Genomic DNA, 1802 nt, shown 5'->3' with positions numbered 1-1802 from the left:
CGCCTCGACCGCGCGCGGCCGGCGGATCGTCGCGTCGGGCGCGGGGCCCGCGAGCACCGCGGTGCCGGGCTCGCCCGCGTGCGGATCGATCGACACGACGCCGCGGATGCGGGTCGCGCCGCCGTCCTCCTCGTCGACCGCCTCGGGCGCGAGGGAGTCGTCGAGCACGTCGAGCGGCGTGACCGGGAGCGCCATCTCGGCCTCGACCTGCTGCAGCGCGCGGCCGAGCGCCATCGCGCTCGCGTAGCGGCGGCCCGGGTCCGGGTCCATCGCCGACGCGAGCACCGACTCGAGCCGCTGCGGCACGTCGTGCCGGGCGAGCGGCGAGATCTCGCCGCGCTGGATGCGGTCGATGAGGTCGACGCTCGTGTTGCTGCCGCCGGGCAGCTCGAACGGCGTGCGGCCCGCGAGCAGCGTCGAGAGCGTCGCGGCGAGCGAGAAGACGTCGGATGCGGGGCTCGAGCGGGGCGGGTCCGCGAACGCCTCGGGCGGCGACCACGGGATCGACATGCCGCTCGCGTCGTCGGCGCCGCCCGCGCTCGTCGCGATGCCGAAGTCGGTGAGCGCCGGCCGGTTGTAGGCGGTGACGAGGATGTTCGCGGGCTTGATGTCGCGGTGCAGGATGCCCGCGCGGTGCGCCGTCTCGACCGCCCCGGCGATCTGCACGCCGAGCGAGAGCACCTCGGGCACCGCGAACCGGTCGCGCCGGTACCGCACGCCGAGGTTGGGCTTCGGGCAGTACTCCATCGCGAGGTACGGCCGCCCGTCGGGCGCGACCGCGGCGCCGTAGATCGTGACGATCGAGGGATGCGTCGAGAGCTGCGCCATGACGTTCGCCTCGTGGCGGAAGTTCTCGATGAGCTCGCGGTTCACCGCATCGGGCAGCAGCACCTTGATCGCGACCTGTCGCGACGGCAGCAGCTGGCGGTAGAGGAACACGTCGGCGAAGCCGCCGGAGCCGAGCAGCGAGACGTAGTCGTAGCCGGGCAGCTCCGGGGGGGCCGAGGGGGCGCGCTTGGGGCTCATCCCGCGGACCCCTGCTCGGCGGGCTCGATCGTCACGACGACGCCGTCGCCCAGGTCGAGCCGGTCGCCGAGCTGCAGGATCGTGGCCGCCTCGGGGCGCAGCCGCTGGGGCGCCGCTCCCTCGCGCAGCAGCAGCGTGCCGTTGGTCGACGAGAGGTCGACCGCCACGAGGTTCCAGTCGTCGACGCGCAGCTCGAGGTGGCTGCGCGAGATGTCCTCGCTCGGGCTCTCGACCGTCACGAGGCGCGGGACGCGGCCGTCCTCGACGCGGCGCGAGCGGGGGCGCCGCCCGATCACGACGCCGCGCCCGAGGGGGATGCGCTCGCCGGTCGCGAGCGCCGCGACGGCGAACTCGGGGCGGCGGCGCTGCGCGGCGGTGCGGTCGTCGACCGCTGCGCCGCACACGACGCACTCGAGCGTGCCGGGGGCGTTGACGTGGCCGCGCTCGCACAGCGTCGAGAGCACGAGCGGGCCCGTCGCGGGAGCGCCGTGCTGCGCGGGCGCCGCCTGCCCAGCCGCGGCGACCCCGGCGAGGTCGTGCTCCTCCTGCATGCGGCGCGCCTGCTCGGCCGTGATCGTCATGCCGTCGTGATCCCCGGCGCCGAGGCCGTGGGTCGCGGCGGGTTCCGCCGCAGCCGCGGCAGGCTGGCCCACGAACGGCTGCGCGGCGGGCTCGTGCGCGTCGACCGGCCCGGCCGCCTGCCCCGCGAACGGCTGGGCGGCCGGCGGGGACGGAGGCGCGCCGAGCGCCTGCCCGGGACGCGTCGCGGTCACGTG

The 1802-nt window shown here is 76.4% G+C and carries 2 protein-coding genes; both read right to left on the bottom strand.

Annotated features, from left to right (window positions below; translation table 11 throughout):
- A partial coding sequence (locus tag NWP09_RS12725) for a serine/threonine-protein kinase (RefSeq protein ID WP_258275866.1) occupies nucleotides 1-1026 on the bottom strand: 1026 nt, incomplete at its 3' end.
- Nucleotides 1023-1802, bottom strand: a 780-nt coding sequence (locus NWP09_RS12720; protein WP_258275865.1) for an FHA domain-containing protein, incomplete at its 5' end; no start/stop codon positions are given. The genes NWP09_RS12720 and NWP09_RS12725, both read right to left, overlap by 4 nt.

It is taken from the genome of Agrococcus sp. HG114, assembly GCF_024723325.1.
In the GTDB taxonomy this organism is placed as follows: Bacteria; Actinomycetota; Actinomycetes; order Actinomycetales; family Microbacteriaceae; genus Agrococcus.
This window is presented reverse-complemented; position numbering and strand designations above follow the sequence as displayed.